The 18,519-nt window shown below is 46.9% G+C and carries 20 protein-coding genes; 8 read left to right on the top strand and 12 right to left on the bottom strand.

Annotated features, from left to right (window positions below):
* Positions 1-64 precede the first annotated feature (64 nt).
* Positions 65-2,116: a transglycosylase domain-containing protein gene (locus NSQ19_RS14780; RefSeq protein ID WP_029713825.1), complete on the top strand. Its 2,052-nt coding sequence runs from the start codon at positions 65-67 to the stop codon at positions 2,114-2,116.
* Between the two features lie 106 nt (positions 2,117-2,222).
* Here NSQ19_RS14780 and NSQ19_RS14785 read toward each other — a convergent pair whose 3' ends face one another.
* Complete coding sequence (locus tag NSQ19_RS14785) at positions 2,223-2,735, bottom strand: YwhD family protein (RefSeq protein ID WP_013860773.1); 513 nt, start codon at positions 2,733-2,735, stop codon at positions 2,223-2,225.
* A 30-nt stretch (positions 2,736-2,765) separates the two neighbouring features.
* Complete coding sequence (locus NSQ19_RS14790) at positions 2,766-3,428, bottom strand: site-2 protease family protein (protein ID WP_014096720.1); 663 nt, start codon at positions 3,426-3,428, stop codon at positions 2,766-2,768.
* Between the two features lie 146 nt (positions 3,429-3,574).
* On the opposite strand from NSQ19_RS14790, the gene NSQ19_RS14795 reads away from it, so the two are divergent.
* Complete coding sequence (locus tag NSQ19_RS14795) at positions 3,575-3,760, top strand: 2-hydroxymuconate tautomerase (protein WP_013860775.1); 186 nt, start codon at positions 3,575-3,577, stop codon at positions 3,758-3,760.
* Positions 3,761-3,774: 14 nt separating this feature from the next.
* On the opposite strand, the gene NSQ19_RS14800 is transcribed toward NSQ19_RS14795, so the two are convergent.
* Positions 3,775-4,293: a YwgA family protein gene (locus NSQ19_RS14800; RefSeq protein WP_019721043.1), complete on the bottom strand. Its 519-nt coding sequence runs from the start codon at positions 4,291-4,293 to the stop codon at positions 3,775-3,777.
* A 17-nt stretch (positions 4,294-4,310) separates the two neighbouring features.
* Positions 4,311-5,627, bottom strand: coding sequence for an HD domain-containing protein (locus NSQ19_RS14805; protein WP_017552678.1), 1,317 nt, complete (start codon positions 5,625-5,627; stop codon positions 4,311-4,313).
* Positions 5,628-6,224: 597 nt separating this feature from the next.
* On the opposite strand from NSQ19_RS14805, the gene NSQ19_RS14810 reads away from it, so the two are divergent.
* Positions 6,225-6,935, top strand: coding sequence for an RsfA family transcriptional regulator (locus NSQ19_RS14810; protein ID WP_017552677.1), 711 nt, complete (start codon positions 6,225-6,227; stop codon positions 6,933-6,935).
* 445 nt (positions 6,936-7,380) lie between these two features.
* Here the strand turns inward: NSQ19_RS14810 and NSQ19_RS14815 are convergent, their stop codons facing one another.
* The 3 genes from NSQ19_RS14815 to pta form a co-directional block, all read right to left on the bottom strand.
* Positions 7,381-8,214 (bottom strand): lipoate--protein ligase family protein, encoded by an 834-nt coding sequence (locus NSQ19_RS14815; protein WP_013860779.1) that lies wholly within the window; start codon positions 8,212-8,214, stop codon positions 7,381-7,383.
* Positions 8,215-8,245: 31 nt separating this feature from the next.
* Positions 8,246-8,425 (bottom strand): hypothetical protein, encoded by a 180-nt coding sequence (locus NSQ19_RS14820; protein ID WP_207369055.1) that lies wholly within the window; start codon positions 8,423-8,425, stop codon positions 8,246-8,248.
* A gap of 383 nt (positions 8,426-8,808) precedes the next feature.
* Positions 8,809-9,810, bottom strand: a complete 1,002-nt coding sequence (pta, locus tag NSQ19_RS14825; RefSeq protein WP_340703106.1) for a phosphate acetyltransferase — start codon at positions 9,808-9,810, stop codon at positions 8,809-8,811.
* A gap of 140 nt (positions 9,811-9,950) precedes the next feature.
* On the opposite strand from pta, the gene hemQ reads away from it, so the two are divergent.
* Entirely contained in the window at positions 9,951-10,706 is a 756-nt protein-coding gene (gene hemQ / locus NSQ19_RS14830) for a hydrogen peroxide-dependent heme synthase (protein WP_013860784.1), read from the top strand.
* Between the two features lie 160 nt (positions 10,707-10,866).
* Complete coding sequence (gerQ, locus tag NSQ19_RS14835; RefSeq protein ID WP_340703107.1) at positions 10,867-11,316, top strand: spore coat protein GerQ; 450 nt, start codon at positions 10,867-10,869, stop codon at positions 11,314-11,316.
* A 39-nt stretch (positions 11,317-11,355) separates the two neighbouring features.
* On the opposite strand, the gene NSQ19_RS14840 is transcribed toward gerQ, so the two are convergent.
* From NSQ19_RS14840 to NSQ19_RS14850, 3 genes are all read right to left on the bottom strand, one after another.
* Positions 11,356-11,727 carry a DUF423 domain-containing protein gene (locus tag NSQ19_RS14840; protein ID WP_029143102.1) on the bottom strand — a complete coding sequence of 124 codons (372 nt, stop codon included), beginning with the start codon at positions 11,725-11,727 and terminating at the stop codon, positions 11,356-11,358.
* Between the two features lie 163 nt (positions 11,728-11,890).
* Positions 11,891-12,136, bottom strand: a complete 246-nt coding sequence (locus NSQ19_RS14845) for a YwdI family protein (RefSeq protein WP_017550345.1) — start codon at positions 12,134-12,136, stop codon at positions 11,891-11,893.
* Between the two features lie 450 nt (positions 12,137-12,586).
* On the bottom strand, positions 12,587-13,273 hold the full coding sequence (locus NSQ19_RS14850) for a uracil-DNA glycosylase (protein WP_340703108.1): 687 nt from the start codon (positions 13,271-13,273) through the stop codon (positions 12,587-12,589).
* Positions 13,274-13,420: 147 nt separating this feature from the next.
* Between NSQ19_RS14850 and NSQ19_RS14855 the strand changes: the two genes are divergently transcribed.
* Positions 13,421-13,768 carry a general stress protein gene (locus NSQ19_RS14855; RefSeq protein ID WP_013860790.1) on the top strand — a complete coding sequence of 116 codons (348 nt, stop codon included), beginning with the start codon at positions 13,421-13,423 and terminating at the stop codon, positions 13,766-13,768.
* Positions 13,769-13,892: 124 nt separating this feature from the next.
* On the opposite strand, the gene NSQ19_RS14860 is transcribed toward NSQ19_RS14855, so the two are convergent.
* Positions 13,893-14,165: a helix-turn-helix domain-containing protein gene (locus tag NSQ19_RS14860; protein WP_017550349.1), complete on the bottom strand. Its 273-nt coding sequence runs from the start codon at positions 14,163-14,165 to the stop codon at positions 13,893-13,895.
* A 473-nt stretch (positions 14,166-14,638) separates the two neighbouring features.
* Positions 14,639-16,054, bottom strand: a complete 1,416-nt coding sequence (locus tag NSQ19_RS14865; RefSeq protein ID WP_265115626.1) for an ISLre2 family transposase — start codon at positions 16,052-16,054, stop codon at positions 14,639-14,641.
* Positions 16,055-16,481: 427 nt separating this feature from the next.
* On the opposite strand from NSQ19_RS14865, the gene NSQ19_RS14870 reads away from it, so the two are divergent.
* Positions 16,482-17,777 carry a transposase gene (locus NSQ19_RS14870; RefSeq protein ID WP_014097075.1) on the top strand — a complete coding sequence of 432 codons (1,296 nt, stop codon included), beginning with the start codon at positions 16,482-16,484 and terminating at the stop codon, positions 17,775-17,777.
* Positions 17,778-18,246: 469 nt separating this feature from the next.
* On the top strand, positions 18,247-18,474 hold the full coding sequence (locus tag NSQ19_RS14875) for an uberolysin/carnocyclin family circular bacteriocin (protein ID WP_017550351.1): 228 nt from the start codon (positions 18,247-18,249) through the stop codon (positions 18,472-18,474).
* Positions 18,475-18,519 lie beyond the last annotated feature (45 nt).

An 18,519-nucleotide genomic window follows, 5' to 3' on the forward strand; every position in this document is an offset into this window, starting at 1 on the left:
CGGTGTTTAAAATTTCCTCTCTTACTAAATACTAAGGAAATAAGGAGAAAAAGAGGTGCGGATGATGGAGACACAGACAACACCAAAGATCCGGAAAGCCAAATGGGGCCTGCGCCTGATACTGTTTGCCCTGATTACTTTCGCCATCCTGCTGTCTGCCTTAACGGCAGCTGTCTATCTGTATGCAAAAATTCTCGGTCCGCCGCCGCTGTCCGTACCGCAATCAACGCTTTATTATGCACAAAACGGCAAACAAATCGGCGAGTCGAACAGCGGCCAGCAAAGATACTGGGTGCCGCTTGACGGCATCTCCGAAAACGCCATTGACGCGACCATTTCAATCGAAGACCGAAACTTTTACCATCACCACGGCTTTGATTACCGGCGCATGGCCGGGGCGGTCGCCGCCGATATGAAAGCAATGGGAAAGGTGCAGGGCGCAAGCACCATTACCCAGCAATACGCCCGCAACCTGTTTTTAACGCTTGATAAAACATGGGAAAGAAAATTAAAGGAAGCATTTTACACGGTCCGGCTCGAGTCCAGCTACAGCAAAGACCGGATTCTGGAAGGCTATTTAAATACGATCAATTACGGGCATGGAAAATACGGGATTGAAGCCGCAAGCCGGTACTATTTCGGGAAAAGCGCCAAACAGCTGACACTTGCCGAAGCCGCCATGCTTGCCGGGATTCCAAACGGACCCGGAGTCTACTCCCCTGTCATTTCGCCGGAAAAAGCGAAAAAACGGCAGCTTGCTGTTTTGCAATCGATGGTGAAAAACGGCTATATTACAAAAAAACAAGCAGCAGCAGCCGCCAATGAAACGGTAAAAATCATGCAAAAAGCGGATCCGGATACAAACCGGATCGCCCCTTATTTCCAGGACCTTGTGAAAAAACAGCTGAAAACAAAACTCGGGTTTGATGACCGGACGATTGCGCTCGGGGGATTAAAAGTATATACCACCCTTGATGTGAAGCAGCAAAAAATTGCCGAAGAAACAGTGAAGGAAATCATTCCGGCATCTTCGCAAATCCAGCTCGGTTTTGCGGCAATCAATCCGAAAAACGGCTTCGTAACCGCACTTACCGGGGGCCGCGATTATGCGGAAAGTTCCTTTAACCGCGCCACACAGGCAACGCGCCAGCCCGGTTCCACCATGAAGCCGCTCCTTTATTATGCTGCATTGAACCACGGATTCACGCCGGCAACGATGCTCAAAAGCGAACCGACCGTTTTCCGGCCGGGCGGATCTTCATACAGGCCGCATAATTTCAACAGCCAGTATGCCAATAGGGACATTACGATGATGCAGGCGCTCGCCGTTTCAGATAATATTTACGCCGTGAAAACCCATTTGCTGCTCGGGCAGGATGTGCTTGTCCAAACCGCAAAACAATTCGGCCTTACAACCCCAATGGAAAAAGTGCCGTCACTTGCGCTCGGCACATCCGGCGTGCACCTGCTCGATATGGTGAACGCCTACAGCCTGCTTGCAAACGGCGGCACTCAAAACGGGCCTGTTTTCATCACAAAAGTGGAAGATTATAAAGGCCGCGTCCTGTATGCATACGACAAACACGAGAAAAAACGGGTGTTGGACAAAGCGGCGGCGTTTGTCACCTCGCAAATGATGACCGGCATGTTTGACAAGCGCCTGAACGGCTATGCCCGTGTCACCGGCGCCTCCATTGTCAAAAACCTCACCCGCCCGTACGCCGGCAAATCCGGCTCCACCAACACGGACAGCTGGATGATCGGGTTTTCGCCCCAGCTTGTATCAGGCGTTTGGGTCGGATACGACAACGGGCAGGAAATCACGTTGGCCGCCGATAAAATGTACGCCAAAAAAATATGGGCCCGGTTTATGGAAAAGGCGCTTGACGGGCGCCCTGTAACGGAATTTAAGCCGCCCAAAGGCGTAACCGGTGTTGAAATCGATCCTGCCACCGGGAAAATCGCAACCGCTAACTGCCCGGTGGCAAGGCTGACATACTTTATATCCGGTACCGAACCGGCCGAGCCCTGCAGCAAACATCCCGCTGCAGGAGAAAATGAGTTGTACCCGAAAAAGCACCGGAACTGGCTTGAAAAACTGTTCCCGTTTTTTTAAAACAGCAAACAGAAAGGCCTGTCCGCTGTGCGGTCAGGCCTTTCCTGCTCCTTCAATGCATCGTGAAATTTCGGTCCTTTCCTTACGCAAAAATAAATGCGCGGGGTCAGGCCTTTAATGCTTCTTTCAATTCATCGCTGGATAAGTTCCACATCTCGCTGCTGTGGCCTTTTAAAAAGTCTGCCAGCACTTTTTTGGACCGGTCGTCCATATGGTCTACAATGATATGGCCCTTCATCGACTTGTCGAGGCGGTTGACATGTTCCGGCAGCGATTTGTAGCCGCGGCGTTTTTCCTTGTTGACCACCATTTCGCAGGCTGTCACCCCGTGATAATAAGGCCCGTTTTCGCCGCGTTCAATTGTCACCCACACAAGCCAGTACGGTTTTGCCCCTTCTTCCGGGACTTCCGAACGGTCGGGGAAAAATCTCACCCGTTTTTCCACGGCGCTCCTTGCATGCATCGCCCCAATATCGACAACCGCCGTGCCTTCATTGACATCAATGATCACCGGCGAGACATTTTCAAGGTTCAGCGCCCCGGTGCCAAAACTTTTATGGCCGTCAGTCGGCGCATTTTTAATAATATTAAATTCTGCCTTTTTCTTTTCTTTAGCCATCTTGCACATCCCCTTTCTCTCAATGGCAATCTATCCGAATACGGAAACAATGGTCTGGAATCCCTTCATAATCGACGGAACCGCACTGTTAAGCAGCGGCGAGATCGTATATCGGCCAAGCGGCGTGACCAGCAGGACCAGAAATACAACGATGCTGTATTGCTCGTACTGCGTCAATTTTGCCCGTACCCCCGGCGAAACCAAATCTTCTATGATCCGGTACCCGTCCAGCGGCGGAAGCGGAATTAAATTAAAAATAAACAATACGAGATTCAGCCAGACAAAATAATTGAAAAAGGAAAGGACAAACCATGGCAGGCCTGCGCCAAGCCCGGTTGCCACCAGCACATAAAAGATGATTTCCCCGATAAACGCCATCAAAAAATTGCTGGCAGGGCCCGCAAAAGATACCGCCACCCCTGCCAGGCGCGGATTTTTGAAATGGTAGCGGTTTACCGGGACAGGGCGCGCCCAGCCGAAGCCGGCGACAAAAATAAGCAGCGCGCCAAGCGGGTCAATATGCTGCGCCGGGTTCAATGTCAGCCGCCCCTCGCGTTTGGCAGTCGGGTCGCCGCACAAATAAGCTGTATAAGCATGGGAAAACTCATGGACGGTAAAAGCAATGATCAGCACCGCCGCGACAATCGGGATATCCCTTAACGGATATGCCAAAAACTGTTGTAATTGTTCCACGTACCGGTCTCCTTTAAAAACAATATATTGACTATAGTATACAAAATTTTCATTCGGTATTCACATGTTTTAAAAGTGCCACTTGCAGGCGGGCAAAAAAGACTTTACAATTTTTAAATGAAAACATCCAAAAGGAGATGCACCCTATGCCATATGTAACTGTCAAAATGCTGGAAGGCCGTACAGACGAACAAAAGAAAGCGCTGGTCGAAAAAGTAACGGCCGCGGTCAGCGAAACCGTAGGCGCCCCGAAAGAAAACATTACCGTTTTTATTGAAGAAATGTCAAAAAACCATTATGCTGTCGGCGGCGTCCGCAAAAGCGACGAATAAGGGAGAAAAAATCGCTAAGCCTGCTGGACGGGCCTGGCGATTTTTTTCAATTTTTCTATGTAATCGTACGCCTCGTTGATTTCCTCCTCTGTATAACGCTGCTTCGCTTTTAATGTAAAGATTTTCTCTTTTACTTCCTCTTTCGGAAGCGTGTCAAAATACATGACGGTTGAAACAAGTTCAAGGAAACGCGCATTTTGCCCGTTCATTTCTGCCAAGCACGCATCTAGCCCCGGCAGATCCGGTTCGTACATTTCCAGAAATTCCCGGCCTTCGTCTGTCACCGTATACCGGTATTGGACATATCCGCCTTTTTTCTCTTTTACTTCGTTTACAAACCCGAGATTGGTCAGTTCCTCTACTTTGAGCGTCAACTCTTCAGAATACGGGCCGTAAAAGTGGAACTCGAATTTTTCCTGAAACGGGAAGGATAATTTTTTCGCAATATAAATCATTTTTTGCAGCTTTTTACGCCCGACAATCTCTCCGCTTATGGCAAGCGCACCCATTATTTTCACATGATCTTCTAACACAAACCATTCACTCCTGACTAAATTTCCGAACTCCGGGGCAGTTTCAGCAAAGCGGCAATTTCCCTTTTCTTTTCCCCGTGTGTCGTTTCGTCTTCGATCAAATCAAGCGGAAAATACAATTTATGATCCGTTCTTCTTTTCCCCGAAATGGCGTCCACAATATCCGATTCCCTTGATAATTCCTTCAGGTCGCCGTTTCGCATCAGCAAATTGATCGGCAGCCGTTCCCCTTCCTCGCCCGGCCGGTAAAAATCGTACGGAAGGTCTGAAGACGAATCAATGACCAAATAATAGTTCGGGTCGATCCCGGCTTCTTCAAAAAGCTTTTCAAGCCGGCTGTGCACCTTAAATTCTTTTGCCGGGTCAAACTCAATGTATTTAAACAGATTCCGGTTTACAAAGCGGGCGCAAAGATCCCGCAAAACCGGGTCATCTTCTTCCTGCCAAACTTCAATATAATACAGCATGATGTGCTCATCCAGCTTTAAATAATCTCGCAGGGTAAGCCTGCCTTCAAAAAGCGATTGGAAATGGCTGGGCCCGTGTTTGAACGGATAACGGGCATCGTACAACGTTTTCGCGCGCTGCAAAATTTTTGTTAAAATCACTTCCGCACTTCTTGTCACCGGGTGGAAATACACTTGCCAGTACATTTGGTAACGGCTTAAAATGTAATCTTCGACCGCATGCATGCCGCTATATTTAAAAACGGCCTGGTCTTCATGCGGGCGCATGACGCGGAGCAGCCGTTCAATGTCAAAATGGCCGTAGCTGACCCCTGTATAGTACGCATCGCGCAGCAAATAATCCATCCGGTCCGCATCAAGCTGGCTTGAAATCAGGCTGACCACCAGCTTGTTTTCTGAAGTTTTCGCAATCACTTCCGCCACTTTTTTCGGGAAATTTCTGCCGACCCGCCGCAATACTTCATTGACTTCCGTCTCCCCGAGGATGATTTGCCTTGTAAACTCCTCATGGTCCATACCGAACACTTTTTCAAACGAATGGGAAAACGGGCCGTGGCCAAGATCGTGCAAAAGCGCAGCGCAAAGCGACAGCAGCCTGTCCTTTCCGTTCCAGTTCACCCGGTCTTTAAAAACATCATCTGTAATTCTCCTGACAATTTCATAGACGCCGAGCGAGTGGCTGAAACGGCTGTGTTCCGCCCCGTGGAAAGTCAGGTAAGTCGTGCCGAGCTGCCGGATCCGGCGCAAACGCTGGAACTCTTTTGTTCCGATCAAGTCCCAGATCACCCGGTCACGCACATGGACATAGCGGTGGACAGGGTCTTTAAACACTTTTTCCTCACTGAGCTTACGTTTGGCGTATTCCATGCTTTACCCTCTTCCTGATGTCGTAATTCTATTATACCGGGACAAGCCCGAGAAAAAAAGCTTGTAATATGCGGACGGGCAGCTTTTGGAAATGCGCGGGGCTAATGAATACCCCCCGATGGAAGACCGCCTCTTTCGAAAATGCTTGATTTTGCCGTTTCTATAGGGGAACCAGCTTGTGGCGCTGCATTTTTTAACACCGGCCGGGCGCGGTAAGCGTAAAACAGCGGCTCGCACCAGCTTTGACTCTGCACTTTTTAAACCGACCAGGTGGTTGGAGAGCATTGGCGGTCTCCATGCCCACAGCTTGTGGCGCTGCACTTTTTAATTAGGAAACCCGTTTTTCTCTTGCCATATTTTCCAATCCCCGCCAGCGTGTGGCTGCGCTTTTTAAACCCCTTGCATTTATCCGTGCCCGGGCAAACGCTAACGGGGCTTTTTGGCTTCCCCCGTGTACCCGCCTGTCTGTGTTGTCGAAAGCAAAAATCCGTTTGCGCGCTAAAATTCTATTATTTTTTTACCATATTGGTATAAATTGCGTGTTTTTTGTCCATTCTCTTAGTACAAACAAAAAATTTACATTTGGGGGTAATGAGAATGAAATCACGCCAAGATGCGTGGAGCGAAGAAGATGATTTGTTGCTGGCGGAAACAGTGCTCCGCCACGTGCGCGAAGGAAGCACACAGCTGAATGCTTTTGAGGAAGTCGGCGATAAGCTGAACCGTACATCCGCCGCCTGCGGTTTCCGCTGGAATGCGGTTGTTCGCCGTAATTACGAACAGGCGCTGCAGCTTGCAAAAAAACAGCGCAAACAACGCCAGCGCCTGCTTGGAAAAGACCAGGGCGGGAAAAAGAAACTGCTGTACCAGCCGCCGGTTCCAACACTCGAGGAAATTGGCGAAATGCCGCTTGCTGAATTTCCAGAACAACCGGCTCCGGACGGGGAAGAAGCTGAAAACGGCAGCCCGCAAGTTTCACAGCCGACCGAAAGCAACGGGGATATGAGCCTTGTCAAGGTCATCAGCTATCTGCAATACTTGAACAATACGCAATTCCAAAGCACGATTTTAAAAAGTGAGAATGCAAGATTGAAGCACGAAAACCAAGAATTGAAAAAGGAAACGGAAGAATTGAAAAAACGTGTCCAAGAGCTCGAAGAAGGTTCGGTTACCATGCAGGAAGACTACGAAACCTTGATGAAAATCATGAACCGCGCGAGAAAATACGTCCTTTTCGAAGAAGACGAAACCGGCGCGACCAAGTTCAAAATGGACCGCAACGGCAACCTCGAAAAGCTGGCAGAATAAGTTCCGGGCGGGCAAACACCAAAACCCATTGGGCGGTGCATGCTCAATGGGTTTTTAATGCCCGGAGCAGGCAATCCTCCGGGCATCGGCTTTTTGACCCCGGTGTGTTTTGTCTTTTGGAGCCATTCTAAAAAACAATTGGACGTTGTTACCCGGGGGTCTTTTTCAGTGCCCTCCCAGCCGCGTATCAAAATGTCTTTCATCCGCTTCATGAAGGATAAAACAGAGGCCATCACCGGCCCCAAATGTCCTTCATCCGCCCCATGAAGGACAAAACAATCTCACCACAACCTCCAAATGTCCTTCACTCGCCCGATGAAAGACAAAAACGGGCTACCGCCACTTTAAATTGTCCTTCATCCCGCACATGAAAGACAATGGACTCCGGCCACACCTCAAGAATGTCTTTCATCAGATCAAGGAATGGCCCATTATCATCCATTCTTTACAAAAACCGGGCGTTTCTTTCCAGCATGCGTTCATAATATTTGCCGTACCATTTTGTTTCCTGTTCCGAAAGCGGGCGGGACACAAGCCGGCTCCCCAGCGTCTTCAGCGTTTGCAAAAGCCGCATGAAAACGTCCTGGACCGTGAGTATTTCCTGTAAAAGCTCCGACAAAGAAGCCATCACTTCAGGACGGACACACGGGTATTGCAACTTTGTCTCCGCGCCCTGTTTTGCCCGCTCATAAAAATCCTGAACGAGTTCTGCCCTGTCGGCGCCGCTGCCCGTCACGCATAAATAAATCTGGACAGCCACCCCTCTCCTGACCCGCCGCTGGGAGATGCCGGCGAATTTTTTCCCGCCAATGCTCAAATCATAACTCCCCGGGCAGTACGAGCCTGCTATTTCCCCCGCTTCAATTACAACCGGAAAATCCGAAAACATCATTTGGACCAGCTTAAACATCGCTTCGTATCCGCGGTTGATATCCATCCCCTTTTCCGTATCCGGCATAACAAGCGAAATGTTCAGCACGCCCGTATCCAATACAACGGCAAGCCCGCCTGAATTACGGACAATATACCGGAATCCTCTATTTTTAAGAACAGCCAGCCCCTCCTCAAAAAAGGGCAATTTTGTATCCTGAATGCCCAGGCTGACGGTGTCGTGATGCACCCATGTCCGGACAACAGCCGGGGAGGCGTTTGCCCCTACAGAGGTGCACAATGTGTCGTCCATCGCAAATGACTGGGCCGCTTCAAACTGCGGGCCCAACCCGGACTGGTCCATCACCCGCCACTCGGGCTGCTTCAGCAATTGCAGCGCTTCTTCCATGTTGATCCTTCCCCCATTTATTTTACTACTATCATATCATGCCGGATTGACTACCAAAAAGCTGCTCTCGAAACCCCTCTATTGGCAAGGATTCGAGAGCAGTGCTGAACCATCGGCTATCGCATGCCTTAGTAAAAATTGCCCCGGCTGCACATAAATTCTCAATACGATCAAATTCAGCCTTTTCCCTTTTCTCCCCAAATTCTTCCATTATAAAATGCCTTCCCTCCGGCCGTATAAAACATAAAAAAGGTTTGGCATCATGCAAAAGCCAAACCAAAAGAAGGCAAGCACTCTAATCCCCGGCGCTTCCGGGGGGTGCAAGCCGGAAAAGAGGAGTCCCGGCTACATACCAAAGGCCATTTTCCCCCGCAATGTCCAACAGCTTTACTACTGTGCCGGCTGTTTGCCACTTTTCCGCTCATGCCGAATCATTGCGGCATGGATACACAGTTTTATTTCATTTTGTTAAAAAAATCACAATGCTGCCGGACGCGGACATTGCCGGCAATTTGCCTGCCGGGCTGCTCCCAAGGATCAACCCGCTCTCCTCCAAACTTTGTCCACCCAACAGCCGGAAGCCTGGCAACTCCCTTACAAACTTTGTGCCGCGGAAATCAAAGCCAAATGATAAACATCTTCCGCATTGCAGCCGCGCGACAAATCATTGACAGGCGCATTCAGCCCTTGCAAAATCGGGCCAACTGCCTCAAAACCGCCAAGACGCTGGGCCATTTTATAACCGATATTCCCCGCATCCAGATTTGGAAAAATAAACACGGTTGCATTGCCCTGAATCACGGAATCCGGCGCTTTCTTTTGTGCAACAGCCGGCACATACGCAGCATCAAACTGCATCTCGCCGTCCACCACAAGCTCCGGATCGCGTTCTTTTGCCAACCGGACAGCCTGCGCCACTTTCTCCGTCTCATCGGAATGGGCGGAGCCTTTTGTTGAAAAGCTCAGCATCGCAATCCTTGGTTCAATATCAAATGTCCGGGCAGTTTTTGCGCTCTCCGCGGCTGTTTCCGCCAAATCCTGGCTGTCCGGTGAAATATTGATTGCACAATCTGCGAAAACAAATTTCTCTTCGCCCCTCACCATAATGAAGACGCCGGAAACTTTTTTCACGCCCTGCTTTGTTTTAATGATCTGCAATGCCGGCCGGACTGTATCAGCCGTCGAATGGATGGCACCGCTTACCAGACCGTCCGCCTTTTTCAAATAGACGAGCATGGTGCCGAAATAATTGACGTCTTTTAATATTTGGCGCGCATCTTCCTCCGTCGCCTTGCCTTTTCTCCGTTCCACAAAAGCCTGCACCATTTCTTCAAAACCGGCATAGTCTTCCGGGTCATACACTGCAACGCCCTCGACGGAAACACCGATGGCCCGTGCTTTTGCCTGGATTTCGTCCTTGTTCCCGATTAAAACCGGCCGGATCACTTCATCGGATGCAAACCGTGAGACAGCTGTTAAAACTCTTTCATCCGAACTTTCCGGGAAAACAATCGTTTTGTTGTGCCCCCGCACTTTTTCTTTTATCCCGTCAAAAAATGTACTCACGCTCAACACTCCTCGTATAACGGTATCCATTTTAAGGATAATCCATTTTTCCGGAAAATCAAAGGCAAAAGAAGGCTTCTTTTAGACAATTTCGCGGCAGCCGTAATATTTTTTCCCTCTTCTAACCTGTGTTATAGTAAGGGAAGAGAAAAACATTTGGAGGGAAAAAAATGAGCGAAGCAGCAGAAACACTGGATGGCTGGTACTCACTGCATGATTTCCGTTCTCTCGACTGGGCGGGCTGGAAGGCGCTGCCTGCGGAAGAAAGGGATGCGGCTGTGAAAGAATTCCGGCAATTTCTTCAGCAACTGGATGCCATCCAAAGCAAACACGAAGGGGCTTATGCTTTATACACCATCACCGGCCAGAAAGCCGACTTTGTTTTATGGACGATGCGGCCGGCCCTGGAAGACCTCGAAGAAATTGAAACAGCCTTAAATAAATTAAGGATTGCTGATTTTACCATTCCGGCATATTCGTACATCGGTGTAAATGAACTGAGCAACTATGTGCGCGGCGGGAAAGCGGACGAGTCTGCATATGAAAATCCACGTGTCCGGGAGCGTCTCTACCCGGCATTGCCGAAATCTAAATACTTCTGCTTCTACCCGATGGATAAACGGCGCGAAGGCAATGACAACTGGTACATGCTGCCAATGGAAGAACGAAAGACGTTAATGAAAAGCCACGGATTGATCGGGCGCAAATATGCCGGCAAGGTAAAACAATATATTCTCGGTTCCACCGGGCTTGACGACTACGAATGGGGTGTGGCTTTATTATCCGATGATGCCCTGCAGTTCAAAAAAATCGTCTATGAAATGCGGTTTGACGAAGCAAGCGCAAGGTATGGGGAATTCGGCCCGTTTTATGTTGGCAGCCTGCTTGACGAAGAAAGGTTAACCTCCTATTTGCATATTGGTTAAAAGAAATCCTTCCAGCCTGCTGGAAGGATTTTTTAACGAAAGATCTTAAGCATAACCCGTTTCCGGCCGGCATACACATGAATGTAGTGAATGCCCTTGTTTTTTATGCATTTTACAAAAACCAGGGCAGACCGATATGCAAAATGGAGGGGGAAATCAGTTGGAAAACGGCAATTACACACCGCCCGTATACGGATATCCTTATTATTACCGGCAGTCCGCACAGCCTTATTACGGGGGATATTATCCGCAGTACCAGGTTCCCGGGGGGCAGCAAGCGCAGGCGCCATCACAGAACCTGCCCGGCCAGCTTCCGCTTGAACAATCGTATATTGAAAATATTTTGCGGCTGAATAAAGGAAAGCTGGTCACGCTGTACGCCACGTTTGAAAACAACCGGGAATGGAATGCTAAAGTGTTCAATGGCATTATTGAAGCTGCCGGACGGGACCATGTCATTCTCAGTGACCCGCAAACCGGGCAGCGTTATTTAATCCCGATGGTCTATGTTGATTATGTTGTCTTCTCTGAAGAAATTGAATATGAATACCCATATGGCAGCACAACGCAGGCCGGTCAGCCGCTGGCAACCTATCCGCCACGGGGATAAGCGAAAGAAAAAACAGCTCCGAAACCGGGCTGTTTTTTCTTACATCCACTTTACCGCCGCTATGCCGAGCAGTATCCAGGAAGCAAGGAACGCGACGCCTCCGATTGGCGTAATCGCACCAAGCACACTGATTTTCGTTAAGCTTAAAACATAAAGGCTGCCGGAGAAAAGGACGATGCCAATCAGCATCAACCATCCTGACCAGCTGAGCAGTGCGGATGATTTGAGGGTGCCGGAAAGAATGCCGATCGCAATCAATCCGAGCGCATGGTACATTTCATAACGGACGCCGGTCTCCCAAATATCCAGATACTTCTGATCCATGATCCCTTTCAACCCGTGGGCCCCGAAAGCCCCGAGCGCAACAGATATACATGCGTTAATTGCTCCGAGAAAAACAAAAATATTCATGCGATGCACTCCCGTTTTTTAATATGAAACGCTGCCAACGTAAATGTTCACCATACAAAGCTGGATGCCAATAGGAAGCTATGATGGCAGTGCAAACCGTATAAGAAGCTGCAGAGGAAAACAGGGACTCCCGCTTGGCTGGCGTTGTTTCAATTGTTTGCGATTAAAAGTCAAAAATAGAGTCCCCGTTTGCACCATCTTCCGTTTTCAACGGCTCCGGATTAAGCACCGGTTTCGGCACAGAAGGACCGGCAGGCAATGGCTGTTCAGGCTGGCTTTCCAATAAAACTTCGCACAAAGCTTTTACCGCATAGATATGCTCCCTGAGTTGTTCCGCCGGCATTGCCTGTTTTGCCTTTGCCAATTCCTGCTCCATTTTTTCCAAAAGCATTTCCGTTGTAATGGCCATATCCGCACCTCTGTTCAATTTCTATATAAAATAAATGAAATCTGTTGCCTACTGCAAAAAAGTATGAGCAATGAATATAAGTTTTTCCCCCAAGCCCGCGTTCCATTTGCACGATGACATTTTTTCCGAAGGCAACAGAACTGCGATATTTTATTCATTTTATATAGCCTGAAAATTTGTTTTCATCCCGCTGCTGTGATGCGTTCCCTGTAGCATAGGCGTCCAACCTGAAATTTGTAATCGCTAGGTTCATGACTTCCGATCGCATCATGGCTGCAGGGTGCCGGTCCTGACAATGTTTCCTTCCTTTGCTGGCCCGCATTTATCGTTTGCTTACATTTATTTTAACAGAGGCCAATTGTCCGAACAATGCGGAACGCTGTCATCCCTTGCAAAAAAATCGTCATGTTTCACGTGGAACATTGTCGGATTTCCGCGATGGAATGCGTTTTATATCTTTTCCTGTTCCGGCAGCTGCCAGTCCACTTCTTTTTCTCCCAACTTGCGCAAAATATTGTTGGTTTTTGAAAACGGGCGGCTCCCGAAAAAACCGCGATGGGCGGACAACGGGCTTGGGTGGGCAGCAGTTAAAACGAAATGTTTGTTGGTGTCGATCAGCGCTTTTTTGCTCTGTGCAGGCCTCCCCCATAACAGAAAAATGACAGGTGTTTCTTTCGCATTGATTTTCCGGATCACTTCGTCTGTAAAAATCTCCCATCCCATTCCCTGATGCGAATGGGCCTGCCCCTCCCTGACAGTCAACACGGTGTTTAACAGCATCACGCCCTGCTTTGCCCAGCTGACCAGGCACCCGTGCTGCGGAATCCTGCACCCAAGGTCGTCATGCAGCTCTTTGAAAATATTCCGGAGCGAAGGGGGAATCTCCACCCCCGGCTTTACTGAAAAACTGAGCCCGTGCGCCTGGCCCGGTCCGTGGTAAGGATCCTGGCCAAGGAGGACAACCTTAACATCCCGATAAGCCGTATAGTGAAAAGCATTAAAGATATCGAACATATCAGGATGGATTCGCTGTGTTGCATATTCTTTTTTGAGGAACTCCCTCAATTTTAAATAATATGGTTTTTGGAATTCCTCCTTTAAAAGCGGGCCCCAATCATTTTTAAAAATGTCCTTCATTTTATTTACAGCCCCTTTCTTTCCTATACTTTCATTTTATCAGTTTCCTTGTCCGGCGGCTGTAAAACTTTTCTTTGTTTAAGGACGGCAGGAAGCGGTTATATAAATGTCAAACAGTATCATCATTTTTCGGAAGGAGGAAGACAGGTGCATAAAGTAGAAGTGGTCGAAAACGGGCTCGAAGCGACGAAAAAGATAACAGAGTTTGAAAATGAAGGATTTGCGAAAGACAATATTTATATTTTCTCGCATGACAAAGACCGTTCAAAAGATTTAACCGACGCAACGGAAACGGGATCTGTCGGCATGGAAGAACAAGGAGTCATTGATTCGGTCGGCAATCTGTTCAGGGAGCGGGGAGATGAGCTGCGTTCGAAAATGCAGTCGCTCGGATTGTCGGAGATGGAAGCCGTACAGTATGAAAAAGTACTCGACGAGGGGCGCGTTGTCGTCATCGCCACGGATAACCAGGAGGGGCCTGAACACCTGCTATAAAACCGGACCGGGCCGGCGTTCCTTAAGCCGGCTTTTTTCTGCTTTTATTAGGTTAAATGGCTCATATTCAGCCATCCTGGGACGTGTCTTTAAACCAGGCCAATTAAACTAACAGTTGCAAAAATTATAAAAACAGATCACTTAAGAGAGACAAAAAACTGTCAGCTGATAATTCTAGTCTGCTCAATATGTAAAAAAAGGTAAACAGACTGGGTAGTACTTGACCTTTTTCAATCCGATGAACCGTTTTTTCGGATAATATGTTGCCTGCAAGATCCTTTTGCGTCAAACCCTTTTCTAATCTGGCAGTTTTTACTGCTACCCCTACATTTTCGGCATTTATGATTTTTTGTAAAAACATTTCCTCTGATTGAAATTGTTTGTCTTGATATACCATCAGCTCCCACCCCATATGATTTGAGTATTCTATTTTTGATTTACAAGTTTTGATTTACAAGCTTATCATTTCAAATTAAAAAAACGAACAATTAAAAATTCAAATCAATCACAAAATCTTTCGATACTTTTTATTTTAATAAATTACTGACTGTTGTCAACGAAAAATTTTTCGGCGTATGTGTCAAGTTTTTCTCGACAAGGTTTAAATATCGGGTATTCCAAGACACTCTTTTTGTACACTTTCGGCTACCGTGCTTTACTTGCTCGGTGTAATTTTCGGAAAAGATGTAATATTTCCGTATAAAGATGGATAACGGGGATGTTGAGGCGCGCGAAATTCACTCGCTTTCCGCGGGCGGCCGGCGAGCCTCCTCGCTCGTACCTCGCTGCGGGGTCTCTCCTGGCTCGCTTTTCCCGCAGGAGTCTCGTAAATTTCGCGCGCCTCAACGATCAGTCCCCACTGAGCCAAGCTTAAAACGAAAGCTCTAATATTTTGCTTAAATGTCCCATTGCCGATGAACTGCTTGAATGCAGGGCAACTGATCCGTGCTTTACGCCCACTGACGGGCGTACAGGCTGCTTGAATAGTTGAGACATCCTGATGGATTGTTGCAAGCTCCGTTGCTTTCTCGCGCTTCTTGAACGGTGTTTCAGATAGGTTTCCTGCAATGTCCCGTTAAGCATGCCCTGTTTCACCTTTACCATGGCTTCGGCGCCAGCTTTACTCCAATGCATCCCCCTTTTCTTCATTCTGAATGAGATATGCCTTTGATTTGATTCCATTGCCCCCAGGCCTCTCGCACCTTCCGGTACGTTCTCTACCTTGTCCCTCCAGTCAAAAATGCGGTCCCAGTTTTTTAGGATGTACGAACGAAACTCCTTGACTTTCTTAAGGCTCTTTTCATCCGTCAATGTGCTTTCATGCGTATCCAAATACAATGTGAATTGGTCTAGGTCATGCGTTCTAATCGCTTTTCTAATTTGCTCTTTGATCTCGCTCTTTCCGCCCCCGAATGTCCTTACGATGGCTTGTGCAACGTGGTAGGTATCCAGCTGGTTGAGCACCGGAAATTCCGACTGTGAGAATGCTGTTTGAAACCGTTCAGCTGTGTACCCCGCACCTCCATCACTATTTGTAATGACACGAGCTTTTTCTAGGGAATAGGTGTTGGCTGCTACAGCTTGGACTTCATCCCAAAATGTCTGGATGGATTTCGTCGTCATGATAACAACGGGATGGTGTAGAGAGACTCTTTTGCCATTGGTTTCCCATCCTTCATAGAGAATGGCGTGGTGGACTTCCAAACCCTGTTTCTTTTCTAGTCCCCGGACGAATATACCATCAGCTTCGGAAAACAGGTAATCTACCTTCTTTCCCTCAGGTAGTGAATCAGCTATTTCTAGCTCTTCTACAAGTGCCTTGTCGGCTTCAGCTTGCGTTTTCCCTACGTGTTTCACCATGTTCCCTACAGTTGTGTGACTAAGGCTCACTGCTGTCCATTCTTTTAAAATATCAGCTACCTCCCGATAGGTGTTCTCACTTGCCAACTCTGCCACCTTTAACTCCACTAACGGGCTGTATCGTTGGTATGGTAAAAGCCCTAACCATTCATCCAGAGGATAATGTGAATTCCCTTTCTGGTCATGCATTAGTGAACGTTTAAAGGTCACATTTCCAAATAAAAACTGAATGCTTCTGTTATCACTCCGGCAGTACTCCCAGCCATCCTCCAGCTTTTTTTGCTTAATTGTTTTATCTAACGTCTCAAATATTTCCCCAACCCATTGCGTAAAGGCATTCTGGATCAGAATTTTAACTTGTTCTTCAAATTCAATAAGACTTTTTGTATCCTTTAATAATCTAGCAATTATTGATATAATATCCATAGGAAGACCTCTTTCTAAATGTATTCGCCCACAAGCGTACATTTAAATGATAGAGCGTCTTCCCATTTTTTTCCACTCATCTGCCCTTCGAGTAAAATTTTACACATACTTTTTCGGCATCACTAAAGATATATGCTGAAATCTATCAGACACTTTTTCCAAAAGCTTTACTTCATCACCCATCCTTCTGTTTTCGAGGTAATTGCGATGTTACAGACTCCTTGTAGCCCAAGGGTTTGAAAAAAGGATAAAAAAATTTTCCCCCTAAAAAGAGGGGGAAACAAGCAAAAATGATAAAAAAATAAGGAGTGGACAAAAATTCCACCCCACTGAAACAAAAACAGGTGAACCCGTTTCCCCAGTAGGTTAAAATAGTTTTAGGACTAACATCTTAACACTGGGAGTTAACACTGGGAGGTTCACCTGTATGGCTATTATACCACAAATGAGTCTGTTTACATGGAAAGAAATTGAGATTCTTGGAGATTTAGACCGTCTTCGCCTTGTACTGGACTACATGCCTGATGAAGCGTTCATGCAAAGCCTTGAAAAGAAAAGGGGGAAGGGCCGTAATGACTACCCCGTTCGTGCCATGTGGAATTCTATCTTGGCAGGCATTGTATTTCAACATGAAAGCATTGAGAAATTACGCCGTGAACTCTCCCGTAATGGCCAATTAAGGGAGATGTGTGGCTTTGAAGGGCAGGTTCCAACTTCATATGCCTATACGCGCTTTCTAAAATCCCTAATCCGTGACGAAGAAATGATGGATAAAATGTTTGAGACTTTGGTAGAACAGCTCCTGGAACGGTTGCCGGATTTTGGTAAACGCTTGGCAATCGACAGCAAGGCGATCTCATCGTTTTCTAAACATCCGAACAAGCATGAAACCGAGGATGGTCGCCGGGATCTGGATGCAAATCATAGCCAGAAGGTTTACAGTGGTGTGACAAAAGAAGGCAACCCATGGCAAAAAGTTGTGAAATGGTTTGGCTACAAACTGCATCTGGTGGTGGATGCAACCTACGAGTTACCGGTAACATTCAAGGTTACAAAAGCGTCTGAGTCAGACATTACGGAAGGGCATAAACTCTTAGAGCAAATGGAAGAAAAGCAGCCAAAGCTTCTGAAAACAGCGGAAACGATGGCGGGAGACCGGGGTTATGATGACACGAAGCTGATTACGAAACTCTGGGATACGTATAAGATTAAGCCCATCATTGATATTCGCAATATGTGGAAAGACCCCGACAAAACACGATTACTCCCGGGAAAGGAAAACGTCGTTTATAACTACAAAGGAACCGTATCCTGCGTATGCCCTGAAACAGGTAAACAACGGGAAATGTGCAACGGGGGATTTGAGAAAGACCGCCAGAAACTAAAAAAACTTTGCCCGGCGAAACAAATGGGAGTGACATGTGAAGGCAAGGCTCAATGCCCCGTGGCACAAGGGCTCCGTATCTCATTATCTGAAGACAGGCGTATTTTTACACCCATTGATCGATCGAGCTATAAGTGGAAAAAAGAATACAACAGACGTACAGCTGTAGAGCGCGTGAACAGCCGGCTTGATACTTCTTTCGGCTTTGAACTTCATACAATTCGGGGAATGGCTAAAATGAAGCTGCGTTGTGGACTGGCACTCTGTGTCATGTTAGCCATGGCCTTAGGCCGGATCAAAGAGAACCAGGCTGAAAAAATGAGAAGCCTCGTTTCTTAACTTATCCACATAAAGGAAATCAATTTCAAAAAAAGCGCTTGTGGATCATTGGATTCGTGCGCCTTTTTTTAGATACATTTCTATATTTTTTCAACAATTATCTGATAACAGTACATTTTTTAAGCGTGTAAAATTGACTTTATAGTGAAAATGGGCATATATTTATCTGACAATATTATATTTCTGGTGGTGTTCTATTTGCATTGAAAGAAAAATTGTTAACATCGCAAAAAGCTCGTTTTCAGGTATAACTGGACACATGTGTCTATTGTCAACAAACACACATTTTAATAACATACACTTGAACAAATTGATAATTTCCAAGCAATAAATGATATAAATGTGCATAACATTTATATAAAAGTTATTAAAATAGGCCCTTCGGGTTAAATTAAAATAATAAAAATATTAAATTTTAAAAATGTAACTAATCCCGAGGGTCTACTTTTAAAAGGGAGGTGAATATAATATGGGATTATTCCACGTTGCATCTAAGTTTCATGTTTCTGCAGGAATAGCATCTGGTGTTGTTACAGCTGTATTGCATGCTGGTACTATAGCATCTATAATAGGAGCCGTCACAGTAGTTATGTCAGGTGGCGTTGATGCAATCCTCGATATGGGATGGACAGCGTTTATTGCAGAAGTAAAACATTTAGCTAAGGAATATGGCAAAAAAAGAGCTATTGCTTGGTAAAAACTGGAACAGCCAGGATCTACAGTCCTGGCTGTTAAAAAACAT

The organism is Weizmannia sp. FSL W8-1119 (assembly GCF_038008605.1).
GTDB classification, from domain to species: domain Bacteria; phylum Bacillota; class Bacilli; order Bacillales; family Bacillaceae_C; genus Weizmannia; species Weizmannia coagulans.

Coding starts and splice junctions, on each gene's coding strand:
- NSQ19_RS14860 (WP_017550349.1), bottom strand. CDS start 14,165: ATGGTATATCAAGACAAACAATTTCAATCAGAGGAAATGTTTTTACAA.
- NSQ19_RS14785 (WP_013860773.1), bottom strand. CDS start 2,735: ATGGCTAAAGAAAAGAAAAAGGCAGAATTTAATATTATTAAAAATGCG.
- NSQ19_RS14810 (WP_017552677.1), top strand. CDS start 6,225: ATGAAATCACGCCAAGATGCGTGGAGCGAAGAAGATGATTTGTTGCTG.
- hemQ (WP_013860784.1), top strand. CDS start 9,951: ATGAGCGAAGCAGCAGAAACACTGGATGGCTGGTACTCACTGCATGAT.
- NSQ19_RS14820 (WP_207369055.1), bottom strand. CDS start 8,425: ATGGAAGAATTTGGGGAGAAAAGGGAAAAGGCTGAATTTGATCGTATT.
- NSQ19_RS14850 (WP_340703108.1), bottom strand. CDS start 13,273: ATGAAGGACATTTTTAAAAATGATTGGGGCCCGCTTTTAAAGGAGGAA.
- NSQ19_RS14780 (WP_029713825.1), top strand. CDS start 65: ATGGAGACACAGACAACACCAAAGATCCGGAAAGCCAAATGGGGCCTG.
- NSQ19_RS14805 (WP_017552678.1), bottom strand. CDS start 5,627: ATGGAATACGCCAAACGTAAGCTCAGTGAGGAAAAAGTGTTTAAAGAC.
- NSQ19_RS14840 (WP_029143102.1), bottom strand. CDS start 11,727: ATGAATATTTTTGTTTTTCTCGGAGCAATTAACGCATGTATATCTGTT.
- NSQ19_RS14845 (WP_017550345.1), bottom strand. CDS start 12,136: ATGGCCATTACAACGGAAATGCTTTTGGAAAAAATGGAGCAGGAATTG.
- NSQ19_RS14815 (WP_013860779.1), bottom strand. CDS start 8,214: ATGGAAGAAGCGCTGCAATTGCTGAAGCAGCCCGAGTGGCGGGTGATG.
- NSQ19_RS14875 (WP_017550351.1), top strand. CDS start 18,247: ATGGGATTATTCCACGTTGCATCTAAGTTTCATGTTTCTGCAGGAATA.
- pta (WP_340703106.1), bottom strand. CDS start 9,810: ATGGATACCGTTATACGAGGAGTGTTGAGCGTGAGTACATTTTTTGAC.
- NSQ19_RS14865 (WP_265115626.1), bottom strand. CDS start 16,054: ATGGATATTATATCAATAATTGCTAGATTATTAAAGGATACAAAAAGT.
- NSQ19_RS14870 (WP_014097075.1), top strand. CDS start 16,482: ATGGCTATTATACCACAAATGAGTCTGTTTACATGGAAAGAAATTGAG.
- NSQ19_RS14795 (WP_013860775.1), top strand. CDS start 3,575: ATGCCATATGTAACTGTCAAAATGCTGGAAGGCCGTACAGACGAACAA.